This is a genomic window from Pseudoalteromonas sp. AS84 (assembly GCF_038900255.1).
Classification (GTDB): domain Bacteria; phylum Pseudomonadota; class Gammaproteobacteria; order Enterobacterales; family Alteromonadaceae; genus Pseudoalteromonas.
The window spans coordinates 398,365-420,681 of the sequence record NZ_JBBMQY010000001.1 but is presented as its reverse complement, the minus strand read 5'-3'; the positions used below and the strand labels follow the sequence as shown (position 1 = coordinate 420,681).

The following is a 22,317-nucleotide window of genomic DNA, read 5'->3' as shown; positions in this document are numbered from 1 at the left end:
GATAAAATTACGAGGATTGTTTGTTTACACAATGGGTATGGAATGCGAATATAATTTAAACAGTTATTGTTGTGTAATTTGTTACGTAATTTACTAGGTGATTTATTAGGTAATTTACTAGGTAATAAAAAGGAACTAGCAGTGAATAAAGCCTTAGTGATCATTTTATTGGTGCTTTCGTGGGCAACCCAAGCCGACTCTATCAAAGTGCTAAATGTGGACCGTGCAGTACCAAATAGTATGCACTTATCGTTTGCAAACGATAACAACATAACCCCTAAAAAAGGGGATTTTAAAATCGTTAATTATGTATTAATGAGCAATGAAGAGGGCGAACGCTGGGCTGTTATAACGCTAACTAACTTATCGTCGGGCAATCGCGAATTAGGAGAGGAGCACTTACTTGCACTTTTTGCTGACGGCAGCCGATTCATGCCAATGGAATTTAAACTCGGTTTTAAAGGCAACGAAACACAATCGGTAACTGTATCGTTTGCCGATTATAAGTTCCCTATTTTAAGTGTGTATTCGAGTAACGATTTGTAACTAATAACGATGCAATAATATTAAATTAGGGATATTTCTAAAATTAAGGATTTTTATGAAGTTTGAAGATGCGCAACAAAATATGAACCTCGCATACTTCGGTGGTGGAACCGGTGTATTAGTGTCTGGCTTAGTTTGGTGTATAGCTGGCTTTGTCGCATTACTGCTTTCAAATCAATCAAGTATGCTTACTTTGTTTTTTGGTGGCATGTTTATACATCCTTTAGCCATGTTACTTTCAAAAGCGCTTAAACGCTCTGGCAATCACGACCCTAAAAACCCATTAGGTAAATTGGCCTTAGAAAGCACTATTATTTTATTTGTTGGTTTGTTTTTAGCGTTTTACGTAGCAAAACTTCAAGCTGAATGGTTTTATTCAATAATGCTGACGATAATTGGTGTTCGCTATTTAGTTTTCAACACTTTATATGGCATGAAAGTGTACTGGATTTTAGGTGCTTCGCTTATGTTTTCTGGCATGCTGTGTATTGTATTAAATGCCGATTTTGTAATCGGCGCCTTTGTTGGCGGGATAACCGAAATAGTATTTGCGCTAGTGATATTTGCCCAATCGAAAGGTATGGTTTTAAAAACAGAATAACAAGCTCTTATAATCGCAAAAATAGTATGCTGTTGGAGTTACTCTTCAGCTTGGTAATATAGCAAAGGCTTTTAAAGTATTGAGTATCTGCAAATTGCATGTATTCATTAGTCGGTTTAGAGCGATAACCGGTCATTCAGGTGAGTCGTCATTGACTTAGTAAAAATAAAAGAAAACTTTCCTGTTACTTACATGTTTATATAGGCTGCAGAAAGCCTAATATTTATAGCTGGCAATGATTTACGCTATTTGCTATTAATATAAGTTCATAAAATAAGGACGTTTTCGCGCTAAAATAGGGAAAGCGCCCTCTGATAAAGTTGTTTGTTTTATCTCGAGTTTTGGTGGAAATCGGCAATGAATGTATATGATTTAAATTGTTTAAAGTTCTTATCTAATGAGCCTAGCTCCGAAGATGAGTTCAATGACTGGTGTCAACAAAGTGATGTTGCTGAGTTTTTAACTTCGGATATTAATGATGAATACGTAATTTTGTATGCATCAATGCCACATGTATTTATCCATGCAGTATTTTTACCTGAAAAAAATGCGATTAAAGACAATTTCAATAACCTTCTCAACTGGAGTGGAAATCCATTTTCTTCTTGGGGTGTTTCTTGTTCGTTTGAAGATATATCTATAGAAAGTCCTATGTCCAACCTTGGCTGTAAAGAATTAGCTTCTGGAGAGCAAATACTTTTCGCTCGGTCATTTCAATCCATAGGTAACGATGAAACCTATTATGAGCTTAATCAAAAAATATCTCATTCTTTAGATTTACATTACGTTCCCGAAAAAAAATCATGGTGCAAATTAGATTCTCACGGTGGAATTAATGAAGTAATTAAAATACTCAAAGTCCCTAACGCTCGGAAAAACGATGAAGGAACTATTATCTGCGCAAAGAGAGAAATTATTGGGGAGTATGCGGGTATAGAAGGCATGAAGTTATTTCGTATGTTTGACTTTACGCGTTATAAAACTGGTGATTTTAATGGGTGGGGATCAAATAGAGAACATATTGATTTTAATACCACAGGAATCTTTGGAACAATCAATATCGTAAATGGTGTTGGAAGCTACTCTCGAGGTTTTCATATTTCGGATATTTCAGTTTCAAAGAAGAAGTTAATAGCAAATATTTGGGGCCATTCTGACGATGAAGTTGAAAAAGAATATTGTAGCTATGTTGCGCAGGACTGGAAGAATAGTGAAATAAAGGAAGTTTCATGTAACCCAATTCATTTAGCTAACTATTTTACAGAATCTAATCTACCGTTTGAAATAACCCCTGTATTTTTTAAACCAGAAGTATTACTCAAATATAAAGCTGATCGAGATAGGTTCACTTTAAATAGCCGCAGTATATATTGTAGAGGGGCATGGGAACTAAAAACTTTTGATGTCAATACTGCTGGTCAGGTACATACATATTTAATATACCTGAGCCATCTACCATATGAAGAACAATTGCATTGGAAACAATACAATGAGGCTCCAAAAGCACCTATTTCAACTCGCGCTATGGAAAATGATATAAAAGGTGAGTGGAGTAGTGAGTATGATGCGTTATTAAGTTTAAAAGCCAAACTGGCTGAGTTAGATTTAAAAGGTTCTTTATGGTGGAAGCTCAGGGATAAAAACGCTCCAGATAAAGTTAACTATCCGTATACTAGTTCACGCGATGAGTGGGCTGAAGAGATTCTTAACCTAGATCAATTACTAGTTGAAGGCTTAGAAGAAAAATGGCTTAGAAAAAAAGCTAAGGCTTTAAAGTTAAAACCTGATGCGAGATTACGTGCATTAAAATTACTTGAAGTCATCTTAGTTGGTGTTGAATTTGAAGAAGAGCATGCACGTGAAATAATGTCTCCATTCCATATAGTTCACAATGCTCGTTCAATTCTAAAGGGCCACACTCTGGGTACGGAAGCAGAAGATCTTAGAAAAGTGGCTATAACTGAATATGGTAGCTATAAAAATCATTACGAAAAAATTTGCACAGACTGCGATGAGTCACTTGAAATTATTGCAAACGCATTGAGTGTAATTGAATAATGAAAGTATTAAGGAGCAGATGCCAGACAGTTAAAATCTCACGCTTCTTCTCCACCTTTAAAAGCTACAGAGCTCGGCGCTAACAATGTTTGCTAATGGCAAAAGGCATACACTAGCAATGAGTGAAAACAAGTCATTCAGGGTCGTTGTCGTCAACTTAGTAATAAAAAGAGGGAGTTTCTCCTTTTCCATATGTTTAAGTAAACTAGAGTGATATTTTAAAGCTGGCAATAAGTTACAGTATTTGCTAATAATTTATGAGATACAGGCGTTTTAATGTAAAAGTCACTAAAGCGCCTTTTGATTAAACTGTTAGACACGAAGGTGTTAAATATTAGGAGCGATGAATTATTAGCAAAAAACTTTTGCGCTTAGATGGAGAAGAATCTATTGAAGAGTTAACTGAGCAAAATTTACGTGCCAGAATTTTGAAAGAATCTGAAAAGTATTTGAATACGCCAGTTTCTTCATGGCCTAAAATTATATTTAACTGGGATCTGTCAAGAAGCTCTCAACGTTTTGCATTGGACGGTGTAGGAGAAAATGATTTTCAAAAGTACTACCCTGATGGATTTATACTTGGTTATGTTTCGTTAACTGAATTTGATAAAATCTTATGTCATTTTAGTCGAAGAGATGAAGGCGAGTTGTGGGAGCTCGGTTATCCAGATAACTTGGCAAAGCTTATAGTTTATTTATCTGAAAATAGACCAATATCTCCTCCATTGGTAAAACCTGTCGATAATGGAGAGGTTATATTTCAGGGAGGACATCATCGTTATGCTATAGCTAAAGTCACAGATGTTGATGTATTTCCTATTTACATTGAAAAACACAACAAAATTGAAATAGATAAGCGTTTATTTGTAAATTGGAAAAATGCCTAACAAGAGGCAATGGTGCCACCGTTCGATACTGGCACGTATATGAATTGGGCTCTGAGTGAGAAACAGACTATCGGATAAACTCATTTTGGACAGAAACGAGTTAGAGCCAAGCCTTGTGATAACGAAATTCGAATTAGTTTAGTTGGCCTAATTCACTAAAATAGACTGTCTAATAGTGTGACCGTTATCTGTTTCGTGATATCAAAATCAACGTCTGATAATATGATTTTGATATCATAACGCAAACTACATATACAAAAAGGACGTTGGCAATATGCCTAAATTAACAAAGCAGCAGAAACGAGATAAGAAAAAAAAAGCCGCACAAAAAGCAAAAATCACTCAGCAGCAGCAAGAAGCATTTAAGAAGAAAAAACTCAAAAATATCTTTGTAAATGGACGGCAAATTACTCGTCGCCAGTTTGATGCTTACTTCTACTCAAGAATGCCGCTTGTAAGATTCCAAGCTATTGAAGTCGAATGGTATTCGTTCTTAAACAACACTCTACTTGGCATTGTCTTCCAAGATACAACTGATCGTGACTACGGCTTTGCTATTATGGGTCGAGATACTCGCAAGCTGTTCCGCAGGATTAACGGAAGCAGAGACTTCCATACTACTCCAGCCAAAGCCCGAGAAGACATGGCTGTACTTATCAACTCACAATATGCGACAGACCCACAAGACATTTATCCTCAGGACGATGAAGTAAATCCAACTATGGATTTGTTCAACCCAATCATTCATGAAAACAAACAACACCACGGATATAAAATCATCGCTAATGAACCTCGTTTTGATGCGGGACGAAACATCATTAACGAAATAGCGAACTCGTTTGTAGACAATGACGGTCACTTTGTTCGTGAGTTCCAATCAGTGAACTTTAATGCTCGTCTTTGGGAGATGTACTTACACGTGTACTTGCATACTCAAGGTCTGCAAATACATAACAATCATGCTGCACCAGATTTTGAAGTCGATTATTTCGATGAGAAATTCTTTATTGAAGCGGTTACCGTTAATCCATCTGGCAACCCTGCTCGTCCAGATCTACCGCCACCAGAAGATCACAAAGACATTGTTGAGCGACTAAGCGACTACATGCCAATCAAATTCGGCAGTCCACTGTTCTCGAAGCTACAGCACAAGTATTGGGAGCAAGAACATGTTAAAGACCACTCTCTGATTTTTGCTATACACGACTATCACAACGACAACTCAATGACTTGGTCACGAACAGCGTTGTCTGAATATTTGTATGGCGCAAGAGCTCGTATTGTAGACGGAAATCCAGAGATTGAAAAAATTGAGTTCCACGAGTGGGATGGTAAAAGAATTCCGTCTGGATTCTTTAATCAAGAAGGTGCTGAGAATATTAGTGCCGTTCTGTTTAGCAACCAAGCAACAATACCTAAATTCAACCGTATGGGTAAAATTGCAGGTCTAGGTAGTAAAGATATAACAATGATAAGGCAGGGCTTTTTGTATAATCCAGAGGGCTTACAGCCAATTCCATTTTCGAAAAATTTAGCCGACCCTGACTATGAAGAATCATGGTCTGATGGATTGGTTATGTTTCATAACCCTAACGCTGTGCACAAGGTTAACCCTGATGCGTTCTCGGATATCAGCCATATTTTCTACTCAGATAAAGAAGGATTTACTGGATTCCACCAACCTTATGATGTGTTGAACTCCATGACGGTTGTCGTGACAAAACAGTCAAAACCTGAAGTAGACACCGCTTAATTGCCTGTATAGAGGTGCTGTCTCGCACCTCTATTCTTTGATATCTAAATAGCTTGTATGAATAATTCAAATTACATAGAGCAAGTCATGCTGAAAGTTATGATTATTTTAAGTAGACCAAAATTTGTATCGAGGACATTTAAACCTAAGGTATCCAAAACACGTTTGGGGCAGAAACGAGTTAATCATGAATGACTGCTTATGGCACTGAGCCGAACTTCGAGAAAGAGCGAATTACGGACATTGAGCTAATCTTCATTGTTAAATAATATTATGCTGTACCATTATAATGACTCTTTATTTTATAGGGATTTGAAATAACAAATGATGAGAACTTTTTTATTGTGTTGCAGTTTAATCATTACGACGCCTGCTTATGGAAATATGCCATCCTATTTCAACGAAGACATTGATAGCGAGTACAGAGAGCTGCTTAAACATGCGGACAAGATGCTTCCTCAAACGGATAAACAGCTAGCATACCTTCCTTCATTCTTTCCATTTAGCCTGTTGGATGTTCGCCCAACGAATTTCGTCAATAATAATGACAAGCAAGCCTTTGCAAATTTTAATTTTGGGGTATTAGGAAGTAGGTTCCTGAATATTAATAAGAAGCAACTTTCTAATTTGCCAAGCATCTCAATATGCAAGGAGCAAAAATGTAAAAAAGAACGAATTGAGCTGATAAAGCAGTTTTTAGTGGATTCAAAGAGTGAAGTTGAAATGTTGAGACAAAATACAAATCTTTATATTGTCCAGCAAACGGCACCACATGTTTTTCGCATAAATAACACGTTTTATAGTCCAACGCAGCTTATTACCTACTACCCATCCAAACAAGCAGGATTTATCCCGTCAGGTGACTATAAGCTATCCAAGCCTGAAGAAGCTCCCAAAATGTTGGCATTATCTGAAGTTACTAAGGCTCTGAGAGAGGTGATGGCTAAGTATAATGTTGCTGCAATCACGAGAGTAAACGAAGAGAGTCTCAACATAATCTTTGGAGGTATAAGCGATAACCATTGGGGAATCGTAATTAACCATAAATCAACTATTCCAACTTCTGGTGATTATAGCCACATAGGTTTGGAATTCGATATTGTTCAAAAAGTTTCAGATAGCAGTTTTTACTATCAGACTAACTAATGGCTGTTATTGGCACTTTTGTGAAGTTCAACTGTGAGCGAAAAACTGGCTGTCAGCCCTAATTATTCCAAATATTGATTATCTTATAAAAGAAACAACAACGACAACCAGAGTAATAAACCCCGCAATCACAGCCTAATCAATAAGCATAAATTGATGAGGTATTGTTACTTTTAGTGCCTTATTGTTATTTATTGATCATAATCAATAGATAACCTTTTAATACTCACTACACTTAACTTGCTGAGATGGAGCCGAGTCCATTCTTATGGAGTTGGTAATATCATTGAAAAATATGACTTTAGATTGTGAAGGAGAATAATATGCGCACAGGTAATATTTTATGGCCTACGGATTTTTCTGATACTGCATCACATGCTTTGCAATATGCCATTGAAATGGCGAATTTATATCAAGTAGGCATTCGTATTTTACACATTGTTGATCAGCCTTCAGATAACGAAAATTATATGATCCTTGCTATAACTCCCCAAGAGTTAGCTAAAAATATGGAAGACGCTGCGGCGAGTAAAATGCACGAGTTATTAGGTCAGTTGAATACTGATTTAAAGATTGAAACGGTTATTCGGCATGGTGATGCCATTAATGAGATTTTAGATGAGACTAATAGCGGTGATATAGGAATGGTGGTAATTGCCAGTCATGGAAGAACCGGACTTTCTCATTTTTTGAATATTAACGTTGCAGAAACGATCGCCAATAAAGCGGGTTGCCCAGTGTTAATAGTCAAATAAAATTGGCGCGTATCTCTTGTCCCGCAGCGGTCTTAGACGGGACAATGTGGCCAGCACGTTGGGTAAAAATGTGAGTTGTGTAAACGTCAATACACGCTTTAACTGCCCGAAAGTGAACTTTTCATACTGGGGCAGGGTCAACGTAAAACTTTACAGCAGTGAGTGTTAATTTTTGCACTCATTGCGTAGGCATTCATTGCAGACGTCTTTTAACTGATACTTTCACTCTATCAGTATGTACAACCTGGTCTTTTCCTCTTGAACTGACTGAATAATGAAGGTCCGCTCATGGTCACTCTCCAACCACTCAACAACATAAAATATTGATAATAAATGACAAGGTATTTTACTGTGTCGGATGGCGCTTCGCTTATGCGACCTACACTGCCACAAAGTGGGCTATCTATAGGTTCACACTTAACTCCCAGCTATAAAACCCTTACTCAAAACTGATATTTTGCTTTAAAAAGTAATCTTCAATTTTATCAGTATGGGGCTTAAATGCTTTCCAACGGCCAATTGCTTTATTGTTGAGTGGTTGGCGTACTTGCATTTTACTTGCGGTAGAAACCGGAGCGGTGTTTAAGTGAAAATCTATACATTGTTCTTGCCACTCTAAGTTACAAAAGCTGACTAACTCTTTTATTTGTTGCTCGGGCTGTGCGACTAACTCTTCGTATTTTACTAATTTTATATTGTTGTGTTGCATGCTGAAGTGCTGCATTAGCTTGTAAAAACGGCTGTAAAATTTTGCAGTGTCGAGTAGGTCGAGCGAGTACGCGTAGTAGGGGTTATTAATGGTGAATAACTGGCGATAGTTGCCAATACAGGTGTCCATAGGGTCGCGCAGCATACAAATAATTTTAGCGTTTGGCAGTGCTTTGGTTATTAAGTCGATATAAAAAAAGTTAAACGGGAGCTTATCAATAAAGTGCTTATGGCTGCCTGTTATTACGCGTGTTGCGTTTAAATAGGTTGACCCAAGCTGATTAAAATCAAGCTCGTAGGCTTTACTGAGTGTTTGAGTGTCGAGTACATGCGGTGTTTGCGTTTGGCTTAATTTTTTAACGCTTAGGCCAAAGTCTTGTAATTCACCTGCCGATTGCACGTCGCTGTGGCTCGACAAAATACGCTCAACCAAAGTAGTGCCAGAGCGGGGCATGCCTAATACAAAAATAGGCTCTGCCGTTGGGTTACCTTGTGTTAGCGCTTGTTTATGCTGGTCACTTAAGAGTTTAATATATTCAAATAACTCAGTTGAGCTTTTATGATCAAACGGCTGCACAGTACGTTTTGCTAATTTACCTTGCTCTAACGCGTTAAAAGCCTCTGAAAATTCACCAAAATCTTGATACTCTTTTGCTAAAGCATGGCCTATATGCAGTTTTGCATCGGGGTGTGTTACTTGCTCAAACACGTTTTTTAAGCGCTCAATATGATTGTTTTGCTCATCTACTTTAGTTAAATCACTTAATGCAAAATGACTTTGATGATGCAGCGGGTTAAGCGCTATTGCATTTTCAAAAGCGTGTTGGGCTTTATCAAATAATCCTAAAAATTTAGCGCTTACACCATAGTTATAATAAAACGGTGGTTGAGCTTTGTTAGCTGCTGTAGCAAGTTTAATAGCGCGCTCAAAGTAGTTAAGTGCTTGTTCGTGAATGCCTGCTTGAGTAAGTGCAACGCCGAGTGTGTCGGCATCAAGTGCTTTAGTTATTTGTTTTAATGATACAGATAGTGCGGTGTTTTTTGCTTTTTGTAATTCGCCAGTAAGTGCGTAACATTTAGCAAGTTGCGCGGTGTATTCAATACTTTGGCCAAGGGTGAGGGCTTTTTCGATGAGCTTTATTGCTTTGTGTATTTGCCCAACAGTTAAATTAACCATAGCCAGCAAAAAGTACCCATCGGCAAAGTCTGGTTTGAGTGTAACTAACTCCACTAGGGCTTTGTGTGCTTGCTCTATTTTACCTTGGTTTAGGGAGTGTATTGCGCTTTGATGAAGTTGCTTTAAATTTGGCTGCATGGTTTTTGGTAATTATTTTGTAAAAGAAAATAAAAAGGCTCAAATAAATTTGAGCCTTAAAACAGTGTTTAAAAAGTGAGACTGTTTAAAAGTCGCTTAAATTATATTTCAAATTTGTAGTTAAATTTAACACCTACCGTTAGCGGGCGATTAATGTAATGGCCGTAGTTACGTTGTATATCGGCGCCATTAGCTGATGTTATATCGGCATCTGAACGACGAACTGACGTAACCGCGTATTTGTTGAATAGGTTATCAACATATAGGGTAGTTGACCATGCATCAGCTGTTAATTTAGCTGATATATTACTTAAGCTGTAACCTGGTAGTGTTTCGCCGTTATCACGAAGCCCAACTCTTGAAAGCACGTCGCTTTGCGCGGTTAAACCGTAGTTAATATCGAGTGTTTTGTCGTTAAATACGTCTGTTTGATAGTTTACACCCATCGAAAATTGATTTTCAGGTGAACCAGGTAAACGGTCGCCGTCTTCTGCGCCACCGGTGCCATCGGCGTTAAACAAAAATGGTGCGTCTGATGTTAGCTCTGCTTTTGTGTAGGCATAAGTTGCATAAACTGAAAACGAGTCAGATAAAATGGCACGGGTAGATATTTCAATCCCTTTTGCGTTAGCGCTACCTGCGTTAGATAAGTACGGTAGTTGGCCTACATTAGTAGCGCCTGCAATTTGTGCATCATCCCAATCTACGTTAAATAGCGCGGCGTTAAAGTGAAGTTGGCTTCTAAACCAGGTGCTTTTAAAGCCTAACTCGTAGTTTGTTGTTGTATCGGCATCGTAAAGCATTTCTTCTGAACTACCACAACCTGTTTGGTTAGCTGGTAATGGATCTGGACACGGTGCTAAACCATTTGAACCGCCGATTCTAAATCCTTCACTTACCGTTACATAGCCCATGACTGAATTTGTGAATTGGTATTTAGCATTAAACTTAAAGAGGCTGCCGTTATCGTCAGCTTCATTTTTTTCAAAGTTTAATGAAATAGCATCAGGTGCTGCGTCATCAAATAAGGTATTAAATAATGGGAAATCTACAGCTGACTCAGATTCAACGTCGTATTGGTATAAACGCATACCTAAAGTTACGTCTAGTTTTTCTGTTACTTGGTAGCCTATTTCGCCAAATAAAGCTGATTCTGTTATTTCGGTACGATCTACCGAGAAGTACTCAAGTTGATCTGGGCGAGACTGCGAAGCGCCAAAGTTTTCTACTGCAAAGTCACCAAAGCCAGGCGTAAACTCTTTACTAGAAGCATCCGTTTCTATTTTGTTGTAAAACGCACCAACAATCCAGTTTAAGTCGCTATCGCCTTGCGATACTAAACGCAGCTCTTGGGTGAAGGTATCTTCTTCTTCAATCTCACGCGTGAAAGATGAAAACGCTGGGAATTCTTCATAGCCATAATCAAGGCGAATAAGTAAGTCTGTTTGGTCGCGTTGGCCGTCGGCATCAAAGCTCGAAATACCCGTTGCCGATACTAGCTCAGCAAAACCTAAATCGGCTTTTAGTTCAAGGCTTAGTAATTGGTCTTTTTTCTCGCGTGGCTCTTCAAAGCGATAAGCTGACTCGTATTTACCTATTACGTCGCTTAAACCGTTGTTTGCATTAAGACTGTTGTAATGAACAATCGAGCGGCCTTCGCTGTCTTGGTTTTGGTAAAAGTAGTTAAGCGTACCTTCAAACGATTCATTTGGTTTAAAGCGAACAGAAATACGACCTGTTGTGGTGGTTTCGCCGTTGGCGTCTTTTACATTTTTAAGGTTGTTATTAACTGCTGAGCTGTCGCTCCAATCTGGATCTGGCAACGATACGCCAGGCTCACGTACTACATAACCGTAATCGATAAAACCCGGATCTTCATATACGTTTAAGCTGGCGCGTACTGCTAATTTATCTTCAATAATAGGAAGGTTAAATATAAAGCCGCCTTCGCCACCTAAAGAGTCACTTTCTTTTGTTTGAAACATATCGCCGTAAACTTCAAGCGATGTAAAATCAAGCTCAGGCTGTTTAAGCATGTAACGAATTGCACCGCCTAATGTGCCTGCACCATAAAGGGTGCCTTGTGGCCCAATTAATACTTCAACGCGCTCAATATCTACTAGGCGCATATCTACCGAAACTGGAATTTCGTTTATATAAGTAGATACCGTGCCGCCATCTGACGATGGACCAGAAGAATTTGTATTTAAACCACGAACAATAATAGGTGAGCCTGAGCGGCCACCTTGATCGGTGATTGTTAAACCAGGTACCCAGCGTGCTACATCCGCAAGCTCATTGATATTTTGATCTTTCATAATATCTGCATCAAGAGCGGTAATATTTAGCGGTGCATTTTGCACAGAGCCGCTGCGCCTTGTTGCTGTAACTTCAATTACTTCGAGTGATTTGTTTTTAGCTGCAACTTCTTCTTGAGCAAGAGCGGCATTTGGTAATAAAAATACGCTAGAAACAGCGCTCGAAATAGCCAAGGTTAACAAGCTTGGTTTAAACATAAAAAGTGATCCCCAGTTCAAATGTTTTACATTAGTAAATTAAGTTAAGTAGTTTATCAGGGAGTGAAGTAGCTGGGAATATTTAAATTGAATTTTAATTCACTTTTATAGAATAAATATGGCTTGTTTTCAGGGTTTTTATTTGGTTAATAGGCAATACAAGCAATAGCTTAGTGGAATTAGGTACAGTTAGGTTAAAAATTACACCCTTGTTTAAAGGTAAATAGTCATTCATGTTTTAAAGCTGGTGTTATGACGTGCTCGTTAAACAGATTATTACATTAAAATTAATATTTCATAATGTCATTACTTATACTTTTATTAGCACTATTAAAGTGTGTTTTTATCCCCATTATGAGTGATAGTCGTAATTATAAGTGACTGCATAAGCTTTTGAGTGAGCGTGTTTGATTGCCGCTTCGTATTCTATTTTTTATTTTGTCCGCACTTCTTTGTGCGTGTTTTAAGGATTAACAATGAGCCAACTATTTTCGCCTTTATCACTTGGGCAAGTAACGTTAAATAACCGTATTATTATTGCCCCCATGTGTCAGTATTCAGCAAACAATGGCGCTGCTAGCGATTGGCACACTATTCATTTAGGCCAATTGAGCTTAAGCGGTGCCGGGTTACTTATTTTAGAAGCAACAGCAGTAAACCCAGAAGGGCGTATTAGTTACGGCGATTTAGGGCTTTGGAATAACGAAACACAACAAGCGTTAGATAAAAGCCTAAAAGCAGTAAGGCAATACAGCCCTATGCCTATTGGCATTCAGTTAGCACATGCTGGGCGTAAAGCATCAACTGAAAAACCATGGGACGGTGGCGATGCGATTGCACCTGATGACGTAAATGGCTGGCAAACGCTCGCACCTTCGGCAATTGCATATGACGATAAAAGCCCAGTGCCAAAAGCAATGAGCCAATCTGATATTGACTCATTAATTAAAGACTTCGTAAGTGCAGCTAAACGCGCTGATGAACTCGGCCTTGATTTAATCGAGCTACATGGTGCACACGGTTACCTGTTACACCAGTTTTTGTCGCCACTTTCAAACAAGCGCGATGACAACTACGGTGGTAGCCTAGAAAACAGAATGCGTTTATTGCTTGACGTGTTTAAAGCAGTAAGAGCGGTATTCCCTAGTGAAAAAGCAGTGGGTGTACGTATTTCGGCAACCGATTGGGTTGAAGGTGGCTGGGATTTAGATCAATCGATAGTGCTTAGTAAAGCGCTTGATGAACTCGGCTGTGATTTTATTCATGTAAGTACGGCGGGCCTAAGCCCTGATCAACAAATACCTGTTAAACCTAATTTTCAGGTGCCGTTTGCAACAGCCATAAAAGAAGCTGTGAATATGCCTGTTATAGCGGTGGGTTTAATTACTGAGGCGCAGCAAGCCGAAGATATTATTAGTGAGCAGCAAGCCGATGGCGTAGCACTTGCGCGTGGCATTTTATATAACCCGCATTGGCCTTGGCATGCAGCTGCAGAGCTTGGCGCTACAGTAACAGCACCTAAACAGTATTTACGCTCAAGCCCACATGGGCAGCCATCTCCAATTAAATAAAACACGCCCTAAGCAAAACCCAACCCGCGTTTGCGGGTTGGGTTTTATTATTTTTATAAAGTAGAGACACACATGACTCAAACAGGCGTTTCACCACAACCTCTTAGCAATACACTCGTTACTATTATTGCTTTGTGTTGTGGCCTTATTGTTGCCAATATTTACTACGCTCAACCTATTATTGAGTTACTCGCCCCAGAGGTGGGACTAAGTGCACACAGTGCTAGCCTTATCGTATCGCTTACACAAATAGGCTACGCTTTGGGGTTGTTTTTTTTAGTGCCGTTAGCTGATTTAGTTGAAAATAAAAAGCTCATGTTGATCACACTTGGTGTGTCATTTTTAAGCTTAGTGGGGACTGCACTTGCTGACTCACCTAATGTAATGCTTATTTTATGTTTAATGATAGGTATTAGCTCGGTTTCTGTTCAGGTGCTAATTCCGCTTGCTGCGCATTTATCGTCTGACGAAAAACGCGGGCAAGTCTTAGGCAATATTATGGCTGGCCTGTTGTTAGGTATTTTGCTGGCAAGACCTATATCGAGCTTAATAGCCGATCACTTTGGTTGGCGTGCTGTATTTTACTTTGCAGCAGGGTGTATGGTGTTTATTGCAGGCGTAATTTATTTTGCTATTCCAAGCAGGCAACCTACCCATAAAACAACGTATTTTAAGTTATTAAAATCGCTTAAACAGTTAATGATAAGCCAACCAGTGCTGCGCCAACGATCTCTTTTTCAAGCATTAATGTTTGCATCGTTCAGCTTATTTTGGACAAGCGTACCGGTTGTGCTTGCCCGTGAGTATGGTTTATCCCAATCAGAAATAGCATTGTTTGCACTAGTGGGTGCTGCAGGTGCTGTAGCTGCCCCCATTGTTGGGCGTTTGGCAGATAAGGGCTATACACACCAGGTATCGTTACTTGCAAAAGTTATAGCGGCTGGTTGCTTTTTACCAAGTTTATTTGAGTTACCTTACGGGATAGTAGTTTTGGCATTAACCGGTGTGTTTATTGATTTTGCTGTGCAGGCAAATATGGTACTCGGGCAACGTGCAGTGTACGCACTAGAGCCACAAAGCCGTGCGCGTTTAAACGCTATTTACATGACGAGTATATTTGTAGGTGGCGCAGTAGGCTCGCTTATTGCCAGCCCATTATATGAAGCGGGTGGTTGGACAGGTATTGCACTGGTTGCTACGGGTATGCCGCTTATTTCGTTGATTGGCTATTTGGTTACAACTAAAAAGCAAAGTAAGACGGTAAGCTAATTACGTTGCAACAAAAAAGCCACTGCTTATGCGGTGGCTTTATTTTTAGGATTAGTCGATTACAGTTTTACTTAAGCAACCTGCTTTTTTGCATTTGAAAACGAGCTACCAACAGATGCAACAATCACAAGTAAAATAGCGAGCCACTGCCATAAAGTAAGTAACTCACCCAGTATAATAAACCCTGCGAGCGAGGCTATTGCAGGCTCTAAGCTCATCATTACGCTAAATCCTTGCGAGGGCATGTTACGCAGTGCAACCATTTCAAGTGTGTAAGGCAATGCGCTTGATAAAATAGCAATGCCAATACCCAATGGGATAATTTCCCATGTAAACGCGGCGCTTTGTAAAATACCGCCATAAGGTACTAGCACTATAGCGGCAACGGTCATTCCCAATGCGACAGTTGCTCCACCAGAGCTTTGTGTGCCCGTTTTTTTACCAAATAATATATAAGCAGCCCAGCAAGCACCTGCACCTAAAGCAAGTGCAACACCCAATGGATCAAGGCTGTCTTGGCCGCTCATATCAGGAAGTAAAAGCAAAATACCGGCAATAGCACAGGCAACCCAAAATAAATCACGTTTACGGCGCGATGAAAATAAGGCAACGGCCAGTGGGCCTGTAAATTCAAGCGCTACACCTATGCCAAGTGGAATGCGTTCAATGGCGTAATAAAACAAAATGTTCATGCCGCCTAAACTTAAACCATACACAATTATAGGAATACGATTACCCGTAGTAGGTAAGTGTTTCCAAGGTTTAAACACTAAGCAAAGTATTAGGGCAGAAAAACCAAGCCTAAGGGCAGTTGTACCTTCAGGACCAACAATAGGAAAAAGCTGTTTTGCAAATGACGCGCCCGTTTGAATGGTCATCATTGCAAGCAGTACACACACGATAGCCAGTAAATAACTTTTTGAAGATGCTCGCATTTTTATCCTTGAGTTGAGTAACTCTATCAATTAGTTATGTAATGCAGGGAGTATAAAAGCTAAACCCGCCCGATATTAATGGCGGCATAGTATCTTTTTTTAAATTTATAGGTAAGTGTTTGCGACCAAAAATAGTGCAATTAATATAATATTAAATAGGGTGGGTTAATAAAGTAAGAGGTAAAGTTAGCAAACAGGTGCTTGCTAACTTTAATCAGTTGGTTAAAAGGCCCTAATGGGCACTTTTATTAACTAAGCCATCAAGAGAGTAAAGGCCTCGTTTTTCATTATTTTTGCGTTTAATTTCTTCAAGTGCGCGCGACTCTACGGCATCAAATAAAGCATTAATTAAGCGGTTAAAATGTTTGTGCATTGCGCTGCGAGCTGCGTTTGCATCATGAGACTTTAGGGCTGTATAAATAGCGGTGTGTTCGTCCATAACGCATTCGTTATTGTTTTTACATACACTACTATAGTCAGCAACAATTTGTGGGTTTGTTAAACGTAAATCCCACAAGTTAGATACTGCAAACTCAAGTGCTTTATTGCGTGTTGCTCGCGAAATTATTTCATGGAACTCACGGTCAGCTTGCTCAACATAAAGGCCTTTTTCCATGGCGATTAATGTTTTATTTAGTTGCTCTAATTCTTCTTCTGTAATGCTTTGAGCAGCTAAAGCGGCAATTTCGCCTTCAATTAATGCACGCGCTTGCGTAAGTTCAAATGCACTGATCTCTTTTGATTTTATAGATGTATTTTTTTGTTCTACTACGTATACACCAGAACCGGTTTTAACTTCAACTCGGCCACGTACTTCTAATGCGATAATAGCTTCTCTAATGGTAGGGCGACTTACATCAAACATTTCTGCAAGTTCACGTTCAGGTGGTAAACGACTCCCAGCAGAAAATTCGCCTTGATTTATTAAAGACTCAATTTTATCAACTATGCGCCAAAATAAGCGACGATTACCCATACTTTACCTTCATTACCTTAAGGAATAATGGCCTCTGGGGCCTAAAAGTCAAAACCAACTGTTAATACCAGAGGTTACCTCAAAATTCACTATTATGTCAAAATTCTAACGCGATGTTATGGTTAAAAACCACTATACACCAATGGTTGTATTCTTGTATTACCAATTTAGTTCAAAATAATGCAATTGGCCAGCTTGATTGGTAATGTTTTTATGTGTTAGGTTAGCTTTAAGGCTATTGAATAATAAATATTGGTAATAAACCGAGTTTAGGTTGTCAGTGTTAAGTTTGTTGTAGAAGTATTTGATTGCCCACGGATGGGGATCGCTATTATTTAAAAGTGTTTTGTAAAATGTGTAGTTGTACGAGAGCTATTTAAGCTTTCTTCTGGGCGTTAACTGTCGTTGGTTAACGCCCATATTTTATTTAATTAGTCGTTAGGGTACACAACCCCAAGCTGTTTGCGCGCTTCATCAAGAACGCTCATTACGTTACTGGCTAAAATATGTGTATTAACGGGTGACTCAAAAATATTTTGCTTCACTAATGACATAAAATGCTCAACTTCGTATTTCATAAACTGCTCATCAAATGGCTGGGATATAACCTCTACGTCACCATTATTAGCAATAAACTCAATCTTTTTTAGTTGCGATACAGCTTCTATACGTATGCGTCCAAGCTCGCCTTGTATTTCGGTTATGTTGTCGCCTTGCGATATTTTGGAGTAACTAATAACGGCTTGTTTATCTGCGTAGTTTAGTAATACATCGCCCGCACCATCTACACCTGTATCAAGTAATATGCCACTGGCACTCACGCTTTGCGGCGCTCCCCAAAGTGCAATTAATAAATACAGTGGGTAAATCCCTAAATCAACCAAAGCACCATTAGCAAACTCGGGTAAAAACGTATTTGGACGTTCGCCATTTTTGTATTTATCGTAACGCGATGAATATTGACTGTACTGGCCAATATATTTACGTGGTGTGCCAATTTTTTCCATTGCCTGTTGTAGGCCTGCAAAGTTAGGCAAGTGAGTGTTCATCATGGCTTCCATGTATAGGCGCTGATGCTTTTTTGCTTTAGCTATAATACTCGCAAGCTCTTTAGAATTGGCTGCTGATGGTTTTTCGCCAAGGACATGTTTACCTGCTTCTAGGCACATAACAGCGTATTGTTTATGTAAGCTGTTAGGGGCGGCTATGTAGACAGCATCAACATTTTGATCTTGGCAAACTTGCTCGATTGAGGTGAAAATTTTTGCTTGTGTATTTTGTGGGTGTTTGGCTAAAAACGCTTCACCGCTTGATACTGCGCGCGAGCACACCCCATATAAATTAAAATCGTTTAACGTATTTGCAGCGGCTAACAGTGTGTCGCTAATAAAATTGGTGCCAACAATAACAAAGTTCATGCTCACTCCTTAGCTTAAATAAAAATAATAAGAGTGTTTAGTTTAACATTTTTTTAGTTCTATATGCTTTAGGGCGTGTTGATCTTTGGTGGTTGAATTTACAGCAGACTGTTTGGTTTTTAGGCAAGGCAGAGCCTATGTAGTGTTTATTCCCCATAAATAGGCGATAACGCAGCATAAAGGCCAAACATGCGCTGCCCTATGGGTTCTTTCTAGGGACGATTGACTCTTTGTTGCTCGATTTTTACTTAGCCCACTAGGTTACAAACCTCGCGCCGCGATTAAATCGCCCCTAGATTGAACAAATTTCAATCCACAAAGTTCGACACGCCCTAGGAGAGCAACCAAACCAGCGTTTTACATTAACACTTAGCGTTGCTTGCTCCTGATACCCTAAAAGCTCAGATATAGTCGATATTGTAAATTGGTTTTGCGCTAAGTAGTGTTCAGCTAAAGCGCGGCGAGTGGCATCTTTAAGTTTTACAAAGCTCGTATTATGTTTGATAAGTTCTCGATGCAGAGTACGCGGGTGCATACCCAGTGCAGCTGAAATAGTTTGGTTACTGCATTGATAAATAGGAAGCATAGGCCTAATTAGTGCACTAACTTGGTTGGGCAATGGTTGGGTGTGTTCTTTGTTTTTTGCCAAGAAGTTTAGCGCTGCTTGTACTTTATTTAGTTCAGGGTGATCAAGCTCAAGAGTTAAATCACTTTTTGAGATTACAATACCAGCGCTGTTGCGATGCTCTATAACGTTACAACCAAAGTAAGTGTTATAGGCACGAGTATTAGTACTTAATTTTTTTGGTAAAAATATATTAATTGGTTTGCAGCGGTTATTACTCAGCTTTTTAATAACAGCCAGTGCTAAACCAATGGTGAGCTCAATTACTTGGCTTATGTGCGGTAATGGTTTTAAATTAATTTCGAATGATAAAAATACGCTTTTATCATTCTCTAATGGGTGTGAGTTTAAGCTAAGTGCAGGGCTGTGCAAGTGAAGGTATTTAATAACCCAAGTAAGTGCATCACCTAAATTAGTACTGCTTTTGGCTGCTATTGCAATATGCCCTAAAATATCAAAATTTTGTCTACTTGCGAGCTTAAGGCCAAAACTAGAGCAATCGAACTTAAAAGCACAGTATTCTAATAGCCCAGCGTAATCTCGATAAGGTAAGTATTGGTTATCGAGATTTTTAAAGTCAACGTTATTAATATTACAGTTTTGCATTATTTCATGCGGATCGCCGCCAAATTCGCTAATTAGCGTATCTATACCTTGTAATGACGTGGCTCTAATTAGGCTGCTCATGGTTAACCTCAAATAAATGATGTCTAAAAATATCAAGTTTTGTTGGGTTTTTCTATGCACTATTACTGTTAAGGCCATTTAACACTTTTATTAAGGTACACCATGAACAATACAACATTTGATTACATTGTGATTGGCGCAGGTAGTGGCGGCTGCGTTATGGCATCGCGATTGTCTGAGGATAAAAATGTAAGTGTGTGCTTAATTGAAGCAGGCGGTAGTGATAACAGTGTATTTGTACAAATGCCAGCAGGCATAGCAGCGAGTGTGCCTTATGGCATAAATAGCTGGCATTACAATACGGTGCCACAAAAAGAGCTTAATAACCGCTGTGGTTTTGTGCCGCGTGGCAAAGTGCTGGGCGGCTCGAGCTCTACTAATGCGATGGTTTATATTAGAGGTAATAAGTATGATTACGATAATTGGGCACAGCTTGGTAATGAAGGCTGGGATTTTGATAGTTTACTCCCGTACTTTATTAAAGCTGAAAACAATAAAATCTTTATAAATAATGAGCTGCACGGGACAAAAGGCCCGCTACATGTACAAGAGCTAAATAATCCAAGCAATATAAACCAATACTTTTTAAATGCCTGTGCTGAGCAGGGCGTTAATTTAAGCGACGATATAAATGGCATAGAGCAAAGTGGTGCACGTTTATCGCAGGTAACTCAGCACAATGGCGAGCGTTGTAGTGCAGCAAAAGTATATTTAACACCGCATTTAAACCGCCCCAATTTAACGGTATTAACCAATAGCCACGTTAATAAAATAAATATAACCAATAACATAGCGCAAGGCGTGCAAATAGAGCATAACAAAGAGGTTATTAATTTACGTGCTAAAAAAGAGGTAATACTTAGTGCTGGCGCTATTAATTCGCCGCAGGTATTAATGCTTTCAGGTATTGGCCCTAAAGCTCAGCTAAGCGCACATAACATTAAAGTTGAGCACGTACTTGAAGGCGTTGGCGCTAATTTACAAGATCACTTAACGGTAGTGCCACTTTATAAATCAAAAACAAATAAGGGTACCTTTGGTATAAGCCGACTTGGTATTGCGAGCATTATTAAAGGCTGCGTTAACTGGTTTAGTAAGCGAGAAGGGCGATTAACCAGTAACTTTGCAGAATCGCACGCGTTTATTCAATTATTTGAAGGCTCGCCAGCGCCTGATGTGCAACTGGAATTTGTGATTGGGCTGGTGGACGATCATAGTCGTAAATTACACACTGGGCATGGTTACAGTATACACAGCAGTATTATGCGCCCTAAAAGCCGAGGTACTATAACATTAGCCGACAGCAACCCGCGTAGTGCTCCACTTATTGACCCTAATTACTTAAGCCACCCAGACGACTTAGCTGTAATGATTGCTGGCCTTAAAAAAACACTCGCTATTATGCAAAGTAAAGCTTTTGATAACATACGCGGTAAAATGATCTACCCGCTTGATATAAATAATGATGATCAGTTAATTGAGTTTATACGCCAAACGGCAGATACCGAGTATCACCCAGTTGGTACATGTAAAATGGGGCAAGATCCAATGGCAGTGGTGGATACTAATTTGCGAGTACACGGGGTAAGTAACTTACGCGTAGTCGATGCGTCGATTATGCCTACCATTATTACCGGCAACACAAATGCACCTGTAATTGCGATTGCTGAAAAAGCAGCTGATTTAATTAAACAGGCAAATGTTTAATTGAATCAACTTTAGTAGGGCTATTAATTAGCTATAAAATTCATTTAGCCATTGTTGCCAATCGCTTTCAAGGTGCAGCATTTGCTGATGCTTTTTAGCATTTAGATGCTTGAGTTCGTCCTCGCTTGCCATATAGGGTCCAACGCGGCAAAGGGGGCAATGGTTTGGTGTTAAGTATGCAGGCTTTGTGAGGCGTGAGCTTAATTCGCTAGTGTGTGTATTAATACCTTTTTGGCTGAAAACGTAAGTGATACCGCTGGTGTCTTTTACGTGTTTATCACGGTCAACATTACGAATTTTATAACCTTCAAAATGGTTAATATCAAATGGGATTTGGCCTAAATAATCAGCGGTTAAACCATTATTTAAACTTCCTTCAATATTCCATTCTCGATAAGGTTTTACATCCTTTGAAGTGATGTAACACAGCATTGGACCATTTTTATCAAGGGCGTATTCGTTAGCGTATTTAATAAATTGATGTAGTAAAGCACGGTTTAATACGTTCATACTGGTTTGGCGCGTGTTGTTTTCAAACGCTTCACGGCCAACAAACGCGGGTATAAGCGGAAACTGAAAAATAACCACGTCAAAGCTGTGCTGGTTTTCACTTAGAGTTTGCCAACACGCGGGGTTTGTTACATCAAAACCATTAAGCACCTCAACGTTATGCGCTTTTAAGTTGCTAAGTGCATTGTGCAGATACTTTTGCTCAATAGTAGCTTGGTCATCGTAAGTGGATGCAACCAAAGCTTTTGGCGATAGATGAGTGTAAATAGCGTTCGAAAACGATAAATCGCCATCGCCTACGGTGAGTATTCGCCATTGAGGATTTAAATACATA

The 22,317-nt window shown here is 39.1% G+C and carries 17 protein-coding genes; 10 read left to right on the top strand and 7 right to left on the bottom strand.

From position 1 onward, the window contains the following. Window positions 1-141: 141 nt before the first annotated feature. The 7 genes from WNY79_RS01790 (at window position 142) to WNY79_RS01760 (ending at window position 7,746) form a co-directional block, all read left to right on the top strand. A complete protein-coding gene (locus WNY79_RS01790; RefSeq protein WP_342874931.1) occupies window positions 142-546 on the top strand; it encodes a hypothetical protein in 405 nt (134 codons plus the stop codon). A gap of 55 nt (window positions 547-601) precedes the next feature. Then, window positions 602-1,147 carry a hypothetical protein gene (locus WNY79_RS01785; RefSeq protein WP_342874930.1) on the top strand — a complete coding sequence of 182 codons (546 nt, stop codon included), beginning with the start codon at window positions 602-604 and terminating at the stop codon, window positions 1,145-1,147. A gap of 357 nt (window positions 1,148-1,504) precedes the next feature. Next, the gene (locus WNY79_RS01780) at window positions 1,505-3,205 is read left to right on the top strand and encodes a hypothetical protein (RefSeq protein WP_342874929.1); all 1,701 of its coding nucleotides are present in this window, start codon (window positions 1,505-1,507) and stop codon (window positions 3,203-3,205) included. 365 nt (window positions 3,206-3,570) lie between these two features. Beyond that, entirely contained in the window at window positions 3,571-4,092 is a 522-nt protein-coding gene (locus WNY79_RS01775; RefSeq protein ID WP_083707537.1) for a hypothetical protein, read from the top strand. A 274-nt stretch (window positions 4,093-4,366) separates the two neighbouring features. Then, window positions 4,367-5,845, top strand: a complete 1,479-nt coding sequence (locus WNY79_RS01770; RefSeq protein WP_342874928.1) for a hypothetical protein — start codon at window positions 4,367-4,369, stop codon at window positions 5,843-5,845. Window positions 5,846-6,169: 324 nt separating this feature from the next. Then, on the top strand, window positions 6,170-6,991 hold the full coding sequence (locus WNY79_RS01765) for a hypothetical protein (RefSeq protein WP_231616710.1): 822 nt from the start codon (window positions 6,170-6,172) through the stop codon (window positions 6,989-6,991). Window positions 6,992-7,314: 323 nt separating this feature from the next. Continuing rightward, on the top strand, window positions 7,315-7,746 hold the full coding sequence (locus WNY79_RS01760) for a universal stress protein (protein ID WP_342874927.1): 432 nt from the start codon (window positions 7,315-7,317) through the stop codon (window positions 7,744-7,746). Between the two features lie 439 nt (window positions 7,747-8,185). Here the strand turns inward: WNY79_RS01760 and WNY79_RS01755 are convergent, their stop codons facing one another. Together WNY79_RS01755 and WNY79_RS01750 are read right to left on the bottom strand one after the other, a co-directional pair. Then, window positions 8,186-9,769 carry a sulfotransferase gene (locus tag WNY79_RS01755; RefSeq protein ID WP_342874926.1) on the bottom strand — a complete coding sequence of 528 codons (1,584 nt, stop codon included), beginning with the start codon at window positions 9,767-9,769 and terminating at the stop codon, window positions 8,186-8,188. A 101-nt stretch (window positions 9,770-9,870) separates the two neighbouring features. Then, window positions 9,871-12,285: a TonB-dependent receptor gene (locus tag WNY79_RS01750; protein ID WP_342874925.1), complete on the bottom strand. Its 2,415-nt coding sequence runs from the start codon at window positions 12,283-12,285 to the stop codon at window positions 9,871-9,873. A 476-nt stretch (window positions 12,286-12,761) separates the two neighbouring features. Here WNY79_RS01750 and WNY79_RS01745 point away from each other — a divergent pair, with 476 nt between their 5' ends. Both WNY79_RS01745 and WNY79_RS01740 read left to right on the top strand, forming a co-directional pair. Beyond that, window positions 12,762-13,856, top strand: a complete 1,095-nt coding sequence (locus tag WNY79_RS01745; RefSeq protein WP_342874924.1) for an NADH:flavin oxidoreductase/NADH oxidase — start codon at window positions 12,762-12,764, stop codon at window positions 13,854-13,856. Window positions 13,857-13,928: 72 nt separating this feature from the next. After that, the gene (locus WNY79_RS01740; RefSeq protein WP_342874923.1) at window positions 13,929-15,125 is read left to right on the top strand and encodes an MFS transporter; all 1,197 of its coding nucleotides are present in this window, start codon (window positions 13,929-13,931) and stop codon (window positions 15,123-15,125) included. A 71-nt stretch (window positions 15,126-15,196) separates the two neighbouring features. Here WNY79_RS01740 and WNY79_RS01735 read toward each other — a convergent pair whose 3' ends face one another. From WNY79_RS01735 to WNY79_RS01720, 4 genes are all read right to left on the bottom strand, one after another. Continuing rightward, window positions 15,197-16,060, bottom strand: coding sequence for a DMT family transporter (locus WNY79_RS01735; protein ID WP_024600586.1), 864 nt, complete (start codon window positions 16,058-16,060; stop codon window positions 15,197-15,199). Window positions 16,061-16,292: 232 nt separating this feature from the next. Next, the gene (locus WNY79_RS01730; RefSeq protein WP_024600585.1) at window positions 16,293-17,036 is read right to left on the bottom strand and encodes a FadR/GntR family transcriptional regulator; all 744 of its coding nucleotides are present in this window, start codon (window positions 17,034-17,036) and stop codon (window positions 16,293-16,295) included. Between the two features lie 431 nt (window positions 17,037-17,467). Continuing rightward, window positions 17,468-18,454, bottom strand: a complete 987-nt coding sequence (locus WNY79_RS01725; RefSeq protein WP_342874922.1) for a Gfo/Idh/MocA family oxidoreductase — start codon at window positions 18,452-18,454, stop codon at window positions 17,468-17,470. A gap of 292 nt (window positions 18,455-18,746) precedes the next feature. Further along, on the bottom strand, window positions 18,747-19,766 hold the full coding sequence (locus tag WNY79_RS01720) for an AraC family transcriptional regulator (RefSeq protein WP_024600583.1): 1,020 nt from the start codon (window positions 19,764-19,766) through the stop codon (window positions 18,747-18,749). 102 nt (window positions 19,767-19,868) lie between these two features. Between WNY79_RS01720 and WNY79_RS01715 the strand changes: the two genes are divergently transcribed. Beyond that, on the top strand, window positions 19,869-21,473 hold the full coding sequence (locus WNY79_RS01715) for a GMC family oxidoreductase N-terminal domain-containing protein (protein WP_342874921.1): 1,605 nt from the start codon (window positions 19,869-19,871) through the stop codon (window positions 21,471-21,473). A gap of 27 nt (window positions 21,474-21,500) precedes the next feature. Here the strand turns inward: WNY79_RS01715 and WNY79_RS01710 are convergent, their stop codons facing one another. After that, on the bottom strand, window positions 21,501-22,316 hold the full coding sequence (locus WNY79_RS01710; RefSeq protein WP_342874920.1) for a class I SAM-dependent methyltransferase: 816 nt from the start codon (window positions 22,314-22,316) through the stop codon (window positions 21,501-21,503). Between the last annotated feature and the right edge of the window lies 1 nt (window position 22,317).

What these genes read in the sequence shown, in the direction of transcription:
- WNY79_RS01750 (WP_342874925.1), bottom strand. Translation starts at nt 12,285, where the DNA reads ATGTTTAAACCAAGCTTGTTAACCTTGGCTATTTCGAGCGCTGTTTCT.
- WNY79_RS01730 (WP_024600585.1), bottom strand. Translation starts at nt 17,036, where the DNA reads ATGGGTAATCGTCGCTTATTTTGGCGCATAGTTGATAAAATTGAGTCT.
- WNY79_RS01780 (WP_342874929.1), top strand. Translation starts at nt 1,505, where the DNA reads ATGAATGTATATGATTTAAATTGTTTAAAGTTCTTATCTAATGAGCCT.
- WNY79_RS01735 (WP_024600586.1), bottom strand. Translation starts at nt 16,060, where the DNA reads ATGCGAGCATCTTCAAAAAGTTATTTACTGGCTATCGTGTGTGTACTG.
- WNY79_RS01755 (WP_342874926.1), bottom strand. Translation starts at nt 9,769, where the DNA reads ATGCAGCCAAATTTAAAGCAACTTCATCAAAGCGCAATACACTCCCTA.
- WNY79_RS01785 (WP_342874930.1), top strand. Translation starts at nt 602, where the DNA reads ATGAAGTTTGAAGATGCGCAACAAAATATGAACCTCGCATACTTCGGT.
- WNY79_RS01760 (WP_342874927.1), top strand. Translation starts at nt 7,315, where the DNA reads ATGCGCACAGGTAATATTTTATGGCCTACGGATTTTTCTGATACTGCA.
- WNY79_RS01710 (WP_342874920.1), bottom strand. Translation starts at nt 22,316, where the DNA reads ATGTATTTAAATCCTCAATGGCGAATACTCACCGTAGGCGATGGCGAT.
- WNY79_RS01765 (WP_231616710.1), top strand. Translation starts at nt 6,170, where the DNA reads ATGATGAGAACTTTTTTATTGTGTTGCAGTTTAATCATTACGACGCCT.
- WNY79_RS01715 (WP_342874921.1), top strand. Translation starts at nt 19,869, where the DNA reads ATGAACAATACAACATTTGATTACATTGTGATTGGCGCAGGTAGTGGC.
- WNY79_RS01725 (WP_342874922.1), bottom strand. Translation starts at nt 18,454, where the DNA reads ATGAACTTTGTTATTGTTGGCACCAATTTTATTAGCGACACACTGTTA.
- WNY79_RS01720 (WP_024600583.1), bottom strand. Translation starts at nt 19,766, where the DNA reads ATGAGCAGCCTAATTAGAGCCACGTCATTACAAGGTATAGATACGCTA.
- WNY79_RS01770 (WP_342874928.1), top strand. Translation starts at nt 4,367, where the DNA reads ATGCCTAAATTAACAAAGCAGCAGAAACGAGATAAGAAAAAAAAAGCC.
- WNY79_RS01740 (WP_342874923.1), top strand. Translation starts at nt 13,929, where the DNA reads ATGACTCAAACAGGCGTTTCACCACAACCTCTTAGCAATACACTCGTT.
- WNY79_RS01745 (WP_342874924.1), top strand. Translation starts at nt 12,762, where the DNA reads ATGAGCCAACTATTTTCGCCTTTATCACTTGGGCAAGTAACGTTAAAT.